This window comes from Pseudoalteromonas sp. MSK9-3 (assembly GCF_003590335.1).
In the GTDB taxonomy this organism is placed as follows: domain Bacteria; phylum Pseudomonadota; class Gammaproteobacteria; order Enterobacterales; family Alteromonadaceae; genus Pseudoalteromonas.
In genome coordinates this window covers 113,044-125,903 of the sequence record NZ_MIET01000030.1, presented here as the reverse complement: position 1 = coordinate 125,903, position 12,860 = coordinate 113,044, and the positions used below count along the sequence as shown (strand labels likewise).

At 41.9% G+C, this 12,860-nt stretch carries 7 protein-coding genes; 4 read left to right on the top strand and 3 right to left on the bottom strand.

The window, feature by feature from the left end:
• Positions 1-65: 65 nt before the first annotated feature.
• From BGP78_RS13665 to BGP78_RS13655, 3 genes are all read right to left on the bottom strand, one after another.
• A complete protein-coding gene (locus BGP78_RS13665) occupies positions 66-1,481 on the bottom strand; it encodes an FAD-dependent oxidoreductase (RefSeq protein ID WP_119861888.1) in 1,416 nt (471 codons plus the stop codon).
• Between the two features lie 8 nt (positions 1,482-1,489).
• Positions 1,490-5,950, bottom strand: coding sequence for a glutamate synthase large subunit (gene gltB / locus BGP78_RS13660; protein WP_119861887.1), 4,461 nt, complete (start codon positions 5,948-5,950; stop codon positions 1,490-1,492).
• 490 nt (positions 5,951-6,440) lie between these two features.
• Positions 6,441-6,788, bottom strand: coding sequence for a Grx4 family monothiol glutaredoxin (locus BGP78_RS13655; RefSeq protein WP_010362574.1), 348 nt, complete (start codon positions 6,786-6,788; stop codon positions 6,441-6,443).
• Between the two features lie 238 nt (positions 6,789-7,026).
• Between BGP78_RS13655 and BGP78_RS13650 the strand changes: the two genes are divergently transcribed.
• The 4 genes from BGP78_RS13650 (at position 7,027) to BGP78_RS13635 (ending at position 12,576) form a co-directional block, all read left to right on the top strand.
• Positions 7,027-7,608 carry a Fe-Mn family superoxide dismutase gene (locus BGP78_RS13650; RefSeq protein WP_119861886.1) on the top strand — a complete coding sequence of 194 codons (582 nt, stop codon included), beginning with the start codon at positions 7,027-7,029 and terminating at the stop codon, positions 7,606-7,608.
• 203 nt (positions 7,609-7,811) lie between these two features.
• Complete coding sequence (locus BGP78_RS13645) at positions 7,812-9,734, top strand: PrkA family serine protein kinase (RefSeq protein WP_119861885.1); 1,923 nt, start codon at positions 7,812-7,814, stop codon at positions 9,732-9,734.
• A gap of 26 nt (positions 9,735-9,760) precedes the next feature.
• A complete protein-coding gene (locus BGP78_RS13640) occupies positions 9,761-11,044 on the top strand; it encodes a YeaH/YhbH family protein (RefSeq protein WP_119861884.1) in 1,284 nt (427 codons plus the stop codon).
• Positions 11,045-11,064: 20 nt separating this feature from the next.
• On the top strand, positions 11,065-12,576 hold the full coding sequence (locus BGP78_RS13635) for a SpoVR family protein (RefSeq protein ID WP_119861883.1): 1,512 nt from the start codon (positions 11,065-11,067) through the stop codon (positions 12,574-12,576).
• The last annotated feature ends 284 nt before the right edge of the window (positions 12,577-12,860 follow it).

Genomic DNA, 12,860 nt, shown 5'->3' with positions numbered 1-12,860 from the left:
AAACCATTTTACAGACAAAAAATAAGGCCCAAAATTGGGCCTTATTGTCTCCAGGGTATTACAAACTAAACTTCTAAATAATCCAATATCCCTTCTGCTGCGTTGCGGCCTTCAAAAATTGCCGTTACAACTAAATCAGATCCTCTGACAGCGTCTCCACCAGCAAAAATCTTAGGGTTACTGGTTTGGTGAGTAAAAGCACCTTGTTCTGGCGCTTCAATGCCCCCCCAACTATTAATCTCTACATCGTATTGCGATAACCACTCTAAGCTATGCGGCTTAAACCCAAATGCCACCAAAACGGCATCAGCATCTAAAATATGCTCAGAGCCCGCCACTTCTTCTGCTCGACGTCGTCCATTTTCATCTGCTTCACCTAATTGGGTTTTAACCATCTTCACACCGGCAACTTTCCCTTCGGTGTCTAATACAATTCCCTTGGGCTGAACGTTAAATTGAAACTCAATGCCTTCTTCTTTGGCATTTTTAACTTCACGACGAGACCCAGGCATATTCTCTTCATCTCGACGATACGCACAAGTCACTTTGCTCGCGCCATGGCGAACTGAGGTGCGCACACAGTCCATAGCAGTGTCACCTCCACCGAGTACAACGACCTTTTTTCCCGCCATATCAATATAAGGCTGTGTAGACTCATCATAATTCATCACTCGATTGGTATTACCAATCAAAAACGGTAAGGCATCATGAACACCTCTGGCATCTTCATTTTCGAGTCCGCCTTTCATACTTTGATAAGTACCAACGCCAACGAATACAGCATCATATTCACTGAGTAATTCATCCATTGAGATATCAGTCCCAATCTCCGTATTCAACTTGAATTCCACGCCCATTTCAGAAAAAACTTCTCGACGCTTTTCCATTACTGACTTTTCAAGTTTGAAAGACGGGATCCCAAAGGTTAACAACCCGCCAATTTCTGGGTTTCTATCAAACACAACCGGCTTTACGCCATTTCGCACCAAAATATCAGCGCAGCCCAGTCCCGCAGGACCCGCTCCTATTACAGCGACTTTTTTGTCAGTCCAAACGACATAGGACATATCGGGCTTCCAGCCCTGAGCAAATGCCGTATCTGTAATATATTTTTCAATATTACCTATGGTCACAGCGCCAAATTCTTCATTAAGCGTACATGCGCCTTCACAGAGCCTATCTTGAGGACACACTCTGCCACACACCTCTGGTAAGCTGTTAGTTCGATGAGACAACTCAGCCGCTTCAATTATTCGACCTGTGCGAATTAACTTAAGCCATTGTGGAATATAGTTATGTACCGGACATTTCCACTCACAATATGGGTTACCACAATCAAGACACCGATCTGATTGCGAATTTACTTGATTGGTTGAAAACGGTTCATAAATTTCAACAAATGATTGCTTTCGCGTAGAAATGGGCTTTTTTCTCGGATCTACACGTTGAACGTCGATAAACTGATATACATTCTCGCTCATACTTCCCCCTATTGAGCCTGAACACGTAATTCAGCACTGCTTCGTGCTCTGTGGCCTAGTAAGCTATTTACATCACTAGATTTTGGTTTAATTAACTTAAACATCGGCAAATACAATTCAAAGTTAGCCAAAATCTGTTCCGCACGAGACGAGCCTGTCAAATCAAGGTGTTCAGCAATCATGCCGCGCAAATGTTCTTGATGCGACACAAGTTCAGCTAAGCAAACCACTTCAACAAGTTCTGAATTAATGCGTTTCGAAAAGTCATCACTTTCATCTAATATGTAGGCAAATCCACCAGTCATACCGGCACCAAAGTTAACACCCACTTGGCCGAGGACACATACAACGCCTCCGGTCATATACTCACACCCATTGTCCCCGAGTCCTTCAACTACAGCGTTTACCCCCGAGTTACGCACTGCAAATCTCTCTCCGGCTCTGCCTGCGGCATAAAGCTTTCCACCTGTTGCACCGTACAAGCAAGTGTTGCCAATAATCGTTGCATGATGACTCGCAAAACTTGACCCAACTGGCGGCCTTATAACTAACTTACCACCGGCCATCCCTTTACCAACATAGTCATTTGCATCTCCGACAAGTGTCATTTCAAGACCACCTGCATTCCATACTCCAAACGACTGCCCTGCAGTCCCATGAAGTTCAATTGCAACCGGGTCTGCCGCCATCCCTTGGTTACCGTGTTTACTCGCAATATAACCTGACAACATCGCCCCTACGGAACGGTCGGTATTACAAATTCGATTAACGAGTGAGATGCCGCTTTTATCTGTAATCGCTTGCTTTGCTTTATCAAGTAGCAGCTCATTTAATTTACCCTGATAATGCGATACATTTGGGGCAGAGCAATACAATGTCTCATTGGCTGGATTATTCGGTTTAGCCAACAAATTCGATAAATCAAGCTTGTTTTGTTTACTGGTTTTACCTTCAATCATATCGAGAAGGTCTGTGCGTCCGATCAAATCAACCAATCTCGTGACACCCAGCTGAGCCATTAACTCTCTGGCTTCTTGAGCGATAAATTTAAAATAATTCATCGCCATTTCTGGTAGCCCGTGATAGTGCTTTTGACGTAACGTATCGTCTTGCGTTGCAACACCTGTTGCACAGTTATTTAAGTGACATATTCTCAAGTACTTACAACCAAGTGCAACCATCGGGCCGGTACCAAAACCAAAGCTTTCAGCTCCTAAAATTGCCGCTTTAATGATATCAAGGCCCGTTTTTAAGCCACCGTCTGTCTGCAAGCGAATACGGTGACGTAAGCCATTTTCAACTAATGCTTGCTGTGTTTCTGCTAAGCCAAGTTCCCAAGGGCTTCCTGCATATTTTACTGAGGTAAGCGGACTTGCCCCTGTACCGCCGTCATAGCCGGCAATAGTAATTAAATCTGCATAAGCTTTCGCTACACCCGTTGCGATTGTGCCCACGCCAGGTTCGGAGACCAACTTAACTGAGATCATGGCCTGTGGATTGACTTGTTTTAAGTCAAAAATTAGCTGTGCTAAATCTTCGATAGAATAAATATCATGGTGTGGCGGCGGTGAGATCAAAGTAACCCCCGGCACAGAGTATCTTAATTTCGCAATATAAGGGGTTACTTTTTCTCCAGGAAGTTGCCCTCCCTCTCCAGGTTTAGCGCCTTGCGCAACCTTAATTTGTATAACATCCGCGCTTTGTAAATAATGAGGTGTAACGCCAAACCGCCCTGACGCAACTTGTTTAATACGCGAGTTCTTCTCAGTCCCAAAACGGAGCTTATCTTCGCCGCCCTCGCCCGAGTTCGAGCAGCCTCCAAGTCTGTTCATTGCAATCGCTAACGCTTCATGTGCTTCAGGAGACAAGGCACCAATACTCATAGCAGCAGAATCAAAACGTTTATAAAGCTCTGTCGCAGGCTCTACCTCATCTATTGCTATGGCTTTTTGCTCAGTATTAACTGCCAACATATCTCGTAAGTTAGTCACAGGGCGTTGGTTAACCAGATCAGCATATACCCGGTAGTCTTCGTAATTTCCTGAGCGCACCGCAACTTGTAAAGTGCTAACTACATCTGGGTTATACGCATGATATTCGCCACCATGAACAAACTTGAGTAAGCCACCATGGCTAAGAAGCTTACGCTTGCTATAGGCTAACTTGTGTAATTTAGTTTGATCGAGTTCGAACTCATCAAACGATGCACCCTGTATGCGATTTGTGACCCCTTTAAAACATAAGTCAACCAGCTCATCAGACAAACCTACAGCTTCAAACAACATCGAACAGCGATAAGAAGCAATGGTACTGATCCCCATCTTCGACATTATTTTGTATAAGCCTTTATTAATGGCAGAGCGATATGACAGCGTAACTTCTCTGTAGCTCTTTTTAATAACGTGCTCATCACACATGGCCACCAATGATTCATAAGCCAAATACGGATACACCGCTGTTGCGCCAAAACCAAGTAACACCGCATAGTGATGAGGGTCTCGGGCACTGCCTGTCTCGACAATAACGTTTGCGTCACATCTTAAGTTGGTATCAACCAGCCTTTGTTGCACTGCGCCAACCGCCATTGCTGCTGGAATCGGTAACGCGTCTTTTGTGGTATTTCTATCGCTCAAGATAATCATTACACAGCCATCTTTAGCGCTGCTTTGTGCCTCATCACACACCCGTTTTATGGCACTTTTCAGACCTTCATCTGGCGCATAATTCAAATCAATAATGCATGAGCGATAATGTGCATCGTCGGCCTCAACCAACTGCTGCATATCAGAATAAGTCAGAACAGGAGAATCAAACTGTAACCGTTTGGCGTGCCCTGTTGTTTCATTGAATACATTTTGTTCGCGCCCAATACAGGTTGCTAATGACATCACATGATTTTCACGCAATGGATCAATAGGGGGGTTAGTTACTTGGGCAAATTTTTGTCTGAAGTAATCATACAATGAACGCGCACCTTCAGATAACACAGCAAATGGTGTGTCATCTCCCATAGAACCCGTTGCTTCTTGACCATTATCACCCATAACTCGCAGAACTTGGTCTAATTCTTCATTGCTGTAACCAAATAGCTTTTGATAAGTTTGTAGCGTTAATTTATCAAAACTGCGCTGTCCTGCGTCCTGCTTTTCATCTAATTGTTCAAGCGGTGTTAAACGCTTAACATTTTGTTCTAGCCAAGCTTTATATGGATGACGCGCTTTCAGATCTTGGTCTATTTCATCAGACTGCCAAATTTTGCCATGTAGCGTGTCAATAACCAGCAGCTCGCCTGGGCCTACACGCCCCTTTTCTACTACCTCATCTGCCGCATAATCCCAAATACCAACCTCAGACGCTAACGTAATGAAGCCATCTTGCGTGATCACATAACGCGCTGGACGTAACCCATTTCTATCTAAGTTACAGGCTGCAAAACGACCATCAGACATAACAATACCGGCGGGACCATCCCAAGGTTCCATATGCATTGAATTAAAGTCATAAAAAGCACGTAAATCTTCATCCATGGCTCTATTTTTTTGCCATGCTGGCGGTACCAGCATGCGCATTGCTCTAAACAAATCCATGCCGCCAGCCAAAAAGAGCTCCAGCATATTATCTAGGCTAGAAGAGTCTGACCCCACTTCATTCACAAACGGTGCAGCGCTTTGCAAGTCAGGTAGTAGTGGCGAAGAAAATTTGTATGCCCGAGCACGTGCCCATTGCCTATTACCCGTGATCGTGTTTATTTCACCATTGTGGGCCAGATAACGAAATGGCTGAGCTAAAGGCCAACGTGGTTGAGTATTAGTTGAAAAACGCTGATGAAAAACACAAATGGCACTGGTCATCCGCATATCTGCCAAATCAAGGTAAAAATTTGGCAGATCTACTGGCATCATTAAGCCTTTGTATACGGTTACCAGGCCTGACAAACTCGAAATATAAAAGTCTTTGTCATCTTCTAGGCGTTTTTCTATTCTGCGTCGTGCGATATATAGACGACGCTCCAAGTCTTTTGGCCGCCAACCTTCTGGGGCGCTGACAAACACTTGCTCAAATGTTGGTAATTGCTGCTGTGCAATTGGTCCTAACATTGATGGATCTGTCGGCACTTCTCGCCAACCGACAAGTGTTAACGTTTCTTTTTCTAATTCTTCGTTAACCACATCCCTTGATCTTGTTGCAAGTGCTGCATCAGGGTTCAAGAACAACATACCTACGGCATAGTTTTTACCCAACCGCCACTCATTTTCCGTCGCTATTGCTCGAAAAAAACTATCTGGTTTTTGCAGCAACAGGCCGCATCCATCTCCGGTTTTACCATCGGACGCTATTCCGCCGCGATGCTGCATACGATCTAACCCTGTGATCGCCGTTCTTATTAATTTATGGCTAGCCTGACCGCTCGTGTGCGCTATCAAACCAAAACCACAATTGTCTTTCTCTAGTGCTGAGTCATATAACATGGACTCCTCCCCTTGCTACCCCTGCCAGTGGATTAAACTGCTGACGATTATTACTGGCCGATATTCAAAATTAACGGGGATTTAAAACTGAGTCAACACATTTATGAATACATATTCATAAACATGAATATTTCTCATTGGTCTGACAAATTAACCAAAATGTAAAAAAGTATCTAAAAACACATCTGGAGAACAAAAAAACACCATGACACCAGTGTCAATGTGACAACAAAGTAAATTAATAACATCGAAATCTACAGTTTACGTTAACGTAAAGATACCGCGAAAGTGAATATATATTCAATAAACACTATTGATAAATGGATGAAAAATAAATTAAGTGAATAATATGCAGGTCAAACGACGAGTCGTTACGGAATATCAAAGTAGCGTATGTGAAAGGGTGGGTGTATCTAGATTGACAGATAAATTAATACTACAAAAAAGCCGAGCAATAAGCACGGCCTTTCAATTAACTAACTGACGCTGTTTACTCTGCAGCATCAGCCTCTTGAGTTTTATACTTTGCAGCTGTTTCTTGTATAAGCGGTTGTAGTTCACCACGTTGAAACATTTCAATGATGATATCGCAGCCACCAATTAGCTCACCTTCAACCCAAAGTTGTGGGAATGTTGGCCAATTTGCGTAGTGCGGTAACTCAGCACGAATGTCTGGGTTAAGAAGAATATCAACATAAGCAAACTGCTCACCGCACCCCATTAGTGCTTGTGACGCCTGTGACGAAAAACCACAGTTTGGTAACTTTGGTGATCCCTTCATATAGAGAAGGATTGGGTTTTCTGAAATTTGCTCTTTAATTTTATCAATGGTTTCCATCTTTAACCTCAAAAATGACGATAGCTTCAGCCCAAATCAATTATTTATTGATTAAAAATAAATCGATAGGGCTAGTTTCCTAAATAAGTATAAGGCAACGCCATTGCTGTTTGCCAAAACTTGAGTAAAATACTCAGGAATTATAATATCACTATAAAGCCAGCTCGTATAGAAAAGTGCACTTAACTGCGCTATGTTTCGTATCGATTTTGGCATTTATTAACAATTGGAGAAAAAAATGGCATTTGTACTACCGTCACTACCTTATGCAATTGATGCACTTGAGCCACACATTTCAAAAGAAACACTTGAGTTTCACCACGGCAAACACCACAACACCTACGTTGTTAAACTTAACGGTCTTGTTGAGGGTACTGAGCTTGCTGAGAAATCTCTAGAAGAAGTTGTGTGTAATTCAGAAGGTGGCGTATTTAACAACGCAGCACAAATTTGGAACCACACTTTCTACTGGAACAGCCTTGCACCAAATGCAGGCGGTGAACCTTCAGGTAAAGTCGCTGAATTAATCAATGCAAAATGGGGCTCATTTGCAGATTTTCAGGCTGCTTTCAACGATAAAGCTGTTAACAACTTCGGTTCGAGCTGGACTTGGTTAGTGCAATTAGCTGATGGTTCACTTGATATTGTTAACACTTCAAATGCGGCAACACCGCTAACTGAAGCTGGTGTAACACCAATCCTAACTGTAGACCTTTGGGAACACGCTTACTACATCGACTTCCGTAACGTACGTCCTGATTACCTTAAAGGTTATTGGGCACTGGTAAACTGGGAATTTGCAAACGCAAACCTAGCATAAACAGCCGCATTATAAACTATTTATTTTTTTGCAATAAAGAGGCGCTCAGGCGCCTTTTTTTATTCCTATAAACCAGTGCCTTATTCCATTAAATGTTTGGAATTTTTAGGCAAATTCTAATTTTCACGTCTAGACTTAAAGTTAACCTTTCCCATTGAAGATTAAATAGCTTTCCTTACTTAAGCAGGTTATTGGAGGTCGTTATGACGATATTTGAACACTACCAAGCCAGATATGAAGCAGCTCAAGAAGAAGAATACAGTATCGCTGAATTTCTAGAGATCTGTAAGAACGACAAATCAGCCTATGCCAGTGCTCCCGAGCGTCTACTTATGGCCATTGGCGAACCTGAAATGATTGATACATCAAATGATGCAAGACTCAGTCGGCTGTTTTCAAATCGCGTGATCGCACGTTACCCCGCATTTAATGAATTCTATGGCATGGAAGATGCGATAGAGCAAATAGTTGCCTACCTAAAGCATGCAGCACAAGGGCTTGAAGAGTGTAAACAAGTACTTTACTTGCTTGGACCTGTGGGTGGTGGTAAATCATCAATTGCAGAAAAGCTAAAATATTTGATGCAGCAAGTGCCCATTTATGCAATTAAAGGGTCACCTGTGAATGATCATCCTCTTTCCTTATTTAACCCTGTTGAAGATGCAGAGCTACTCTCAAAAGAGTATGGGATCAAGCCCCGCTACCTAAAAACCGTGATGTCGCCTTGGGCAACTAAGCGATTGCATGAGTTTAATGGAGACATTAGCCAGTTCAAAGTTGTAAAACGCTACCCTTCTATTCTTGATCAAGTTGCCATTGCCAAAACAGAACCTGGCGATGAAAATAATCAAGATATATCAGCGCTAGTCGGTAAAGTAGACATTCGAAAGTTAGAACACTTTGCCCAAAATGATCCTGACGCGTACGCCTACTCAGGCTCTTTGTGCTTAGCAAACCAAGGTCTGATGGAATTTGTGGAAATGTTTAAGGCGCCTATTAAGGTACTACATCCACTGCTTACAGCAACTCAGGAAGGTAATTACAACGGTACCGAAGGTATATCAGCATTGCCATTTAATGGCATGATATTGGCGCATTCAAACGAATCAGAGTGGCAAACTTTTAAAAACAATAAAAACAATGAAGCATTCTTAGACCGAGTGTATATCGTAAAAGTACCTTACTGCCTACGCGTCTCTGAAGAAGTTAAGATCTACGATAAATTGATTGAAAACAGTGAGCTTGCTACGGCACCTTGTGCACCGGGTACATTAGAAACACTGGCTAAGTTCGTATCATTGTCGCGGATTAAAGAACCTGAAAACTCAAGCATCTATTCTAAAATGCGTGTATATGATGGTGAAAGTCTTAAAGATACTGATCCAAAAGCAAAGTCTTACCAAGAATATCGAGATTATGCCGGTGTTGATGAAGGTATGAATGGGCTCTCAACCCGATTTGCATTCAAAATTTTATCCCGAGTGTTTAACTTTGACCATGCTGAAGTTGCAGCAAACCCTGTACACCTTTTTTATGTATTGGAGCAGCAAATAGAGCGTGAACAATTTAATGCTGAACTGCAAGAACGTTACCTTAGCCATTTAAAAGGTTATTTAACCCCTCAGTATGTAGAGTTTATTGGCAAAGAACTACAAACCGCTTACTTAGAATCGTACTCAGAATACGGCCAGAATATTTTTGACCGCTATGTCACCTATGCTGACTTTTGGATCCAAGATCAAGAATACAGAGATCCAGATACAGGCCAGCTATTTGATAGAGCTGCATTAAACGCTGAGCTAGAGAAAATTGAAAAGCCAGCAGGTATTTCAAATCCAAAAGACTTCAGAAACGAAATAGTTAACTTCGTACTCAGAGCTCGAGCACATCATAACGGGAGCAATCCAGTGTGGACGAGTTACGAAAAACTACGCACAGTAATAGAGAAGAAAATGTTCTCTAACACTGAGGACTTATTACCTGTTATTTCATTCAATGCCAAAACCTCTGCCGAAGATCAGAAAAAGCATGAAGACTTCGTCAATCGAATGGTAGAGAAAGGCTATACACAAAAACAAGTTAGGTTACTCTCTGAATGGTATCTAAGAGTGAGAAAGTCACAATAAGATTAATTCGACTGAGAGGGTGATTTATGGCGCATTTTATAGACCGTCGCCTGAACGGTAAAAATAAAAGCACGCTTAATCGACAGCGCTTTATTCGACGCTACAAGAAACAGATTAAAGAAGCTGTTTCTGATGCAATCAATAAACGCAGTGTCACTGATGTGAGCAGTGGTGAAAGTATTTCGATACCGCAAAAAGATATGAGTGAGCCTGCATTTCACCAAGGTAAAGGGGGGGATCGAGAAATGATCCACCCTGGTAATGACCAGTTTACTACAGGGGACAAAATCCAACGTCCCCCTTCTGGTCAGTCTGGTGGCGCAGGGGAAGGCGAAGCAAGTGATCAAGGTGAGGGTGAAGATGACTTTGTATTCTCAATCTCCAAAGACGAGTATCTTGATTTGTTATTTGAAGATTTAGAGCTGCCTAATTTGCAACAAAGTCAGCTTGATAAGTTAGTGCAAATGAAAACGCACCGAGCCGGCTTTTGTAATGATGGTATGCCTAGTAATCTGGACATTGTGCGCTCATTGCAAGGTTCATTGGCTAGACGTGTTGCCATGTCAGCGGGAAAGCGACGCAGACTTAAAGAAGCGGAAAGTGAATTAGCTGAGCTTCTTAATGAGCCAGTACCTCCGCAGCATCAAATCTCACAGTTAGAACTTGAAATTGAAGGGCTAAAGCGGCAAATCGCAGCGGTTCCTTTTATTGATAACTATGATTTACGGTTCAGAAATTATGAGAAAAAGCCGCACCCAACAAGCAAAGCGGTGATGTTTTGTTTAATGGATGTGTCTGGTTCAATGGATCAAGGTACTAAAGATATGGCAAAACGGTTTTACATTTTGCTCTATCAGTTTCTTACTCGCACCTATAAAGACATCGAGGTGGTTTACATCCGCCATCATACACAAGCCAAAGAAGTTGACGAGCAAGAATTCTTTTACTCACAAGAAACGGGCGGCACAATCGTATCTAGTGCGCTCAAACTGATGGATGAAATCGTAAAAGAGCGATATTCACAGGGTGACTGGAACATTTACGCAGCACAAGCATCTGATGGTGATAACTGGGCTGATGACTCGCCTCATTGCACTGATATTATGACCAACCACTTGCTAAAAACAGTGCGTTACTATGCCTATATCGAAATTACAACACGGGCACACCAAAGCCTGTGGAGAGAATATCAAGCAATCGAAAATACGTTTGATAACTTCGCCATGCAGCATATTAAAAGTGTTGAAGATATCTATCCGATATTTAGAGAGTTATTTAAAAAGAATCGTCAACAACAAGGCGCTGCCTAACCTTTATAGGAGGGAACTATATGAGTTATAACCCTATGAATGACGGACCTGATTGGACGTTTGAGATGTTAGGAGAATATCAGGCTGAGATAGCGCGCGTAGCTGAACACTACAGGTTAGATACCTACCCTAACCAAATAGAAGTGATCACCGCTGAACAAATGATGGATGCATATTCGAGCGTTGGTATGCCAATCGGCTATAGTCATTGGTCATATGGCAAAAAATTTATTCAAACAGAGCAAAACTATAAGCGGGGCCAAATGGGTCTCGCTTATGAGATTGTTATTAATTCAGATCCGTGTATTTCGTATTTAATGGAAGAAAATACATTACCCATGCAAGCATTGGTAATGGCACATGCCTGTTATGGGCATAATTCATTTTTTAAAGGTAATTATCTCTTTAAAACGTGGACTGATGCATCATCAATCATCGACTATTTATTATTTGCCAAAAACTATATTGCGCAGTGTGAGCAGAAATATGGAATTGATGAAGTTGAAAACCTACTAGACTCTTGCCATGCGCTCATGAATTATGGTGTTGATAGATATAAGCGCCCTCAACAAATATCTTTGTTTGAAGAGCAGAAAAGACAAAAAGAACGTGAAGATTATTTGCAATCTCAAGTCAACGAGCTTTGGCGAACGATCCCTGTGAGTGCTCATGAAGAAAAAGTAAAGCGGATCCGCTTTCCAACAGAGCCACAAGAGAACATCCTTTATTTTATTGAGAAAAATGCGCCTTTATTAGAATCATGGCAACGAGAAATAATTCGTATAGTACGAAAAGTATCGCAGTATTTTTACCCTCAGCGCCAGACACAAGTTATGAACGAAGGCTGGGCGACGTTCTGGCACTATACTATTTTGAATCACCTATATGATGAGGGTAAAGTCAGCGATGCTTTCATGCTAGAGTTTTTACAAAGCCATACCAATGTTGTCTATCAACCCCCTTACAACAGTAAATTTTATTCAGGGATAAACCCTTACGCACTTGGCTTCAATATGATGGTCGATATTCGTCGTATTTGTGAAAACCCTACAGATGAAGATAAACAATGGTTTCCTGAATTTGCCGGGAAAGATTGGTTAGATACGCTTCATTTTGCAATGGAGAACTTTAAAGATGAGAGCTTTGTAAGTCAGTTTTTATCACCAAAACTGATTCGAGACTTTAAACTATTCACAATAGTCGACCAGCAAAAATCGCCGCATTTAGAGGTTGGTGCCATTCATAATGATGAAGGTTATCAGTTTGTTCGTTCTTCCTTATCAGCGCAATATAATTTGAGTAACCACGAACCGAACATTCAAGTATATGATGTAGATGTTCGCGGAGATCGCTCTTTAACATTGCGCTACGTGCCTCAAAATGGCATACCTTTGGCTAACTCTAAAAAAGAAGTTTTAAAACACCTATACAGGCTATGGGGCTTCTCGGTTAAGTTAGAGCAAGTTGATGCAGACGGAACCAAAACCGTCATAGGTCAATGCCCTGTAGAAAGCAAAGAAGCATCAGCTTAGTATTTTAGTTCTATGAATTTTCTACAAAAAAGCCCTAAATATTAGGGCTTTTTATTTTTTGGGGAAGTGACAGATCCATTCTAAATAAGATTAACACTTTTCCAGTTTTAATTCGAAGAACGTAATAGAAACCCAAGCCTAAAAGATAGTCAAAAAGACTAGTTGCCTGCTTTTAAATTACCACCGCACACGGGCTTAAAATACAAAACGCCCGATGATATACGTCGAGCGCTTTATTGTAGAAGTGTCAATCCATACTGTGATGGTTCACGTTGAAGTCACTA